The organism is Gilvimarinus gilvus (assembly GCF_030518155.1).
Lineage (GTDB): Bacteria > Pseudomonadota > Gammaproteobacteria > Pseudomonadales > Cellvibrionaceae > Gilvimarinus > Gilvimarinus gilvus.
Genome location: NZ_JAULRU010000421.1, coordinates 1 through 444, shown reverse-complemented (window position 1 = coordinate 444; position 444 = coordinate 1). Strand labels below are relative to the sequence as shown.

Sequence of the window (444 nt, the reverse complement as noted above, 5' to 3'; positions counted from 1 at the left end):
GTACAAACAGGGCGAGGGCATCAACGTCGCCCGCGCGGGTTACTACCCGCAGATTTCCGGCGGTATCCGCACCGGTTATGACACCGGCTACGGGGGCGATCGCAACAGCCAGGCCCTCAACCTGTCGCTCAAGCAGATGCTCTACGATTTCGGCAAGGTCGACAGCGCCGTCAACGCGGCGCAGGCCGCCGCCGCGCGGGCCCAGGCCAATATCCTACTGGTGGTGGACGACCTTGCCCGTGACACTGCCTATGCCTGGATCGAAACCCGCCGCTACGAACAGTTGATGGCCATTGCCCGCGAGCAGATCCGCGGGGTGGGCGACATTGCCGGAATGGCTCGCCAGCGCAGCGACATGGGCGCCAGCACCCGCTCCGACGTGGTACAGGCCGAATCCCGCGTGGAAAGCGCCCGCGCCACCCTGGAGGAATATCAGTCGCAATA

1 protein-coding gene is annotated in these 444 nt (G+C 65.3%); it reads left to right on the top strand.

What is annotated here, in order from left to right; genetic code table 11:
• Positions 1–444 (top strand): TolC family protein (locus tag QWI17_RS08230; RefSeq protein ID WP_302722044.1); only part of this gene is annotated, 444 nt, incomplete at both ends.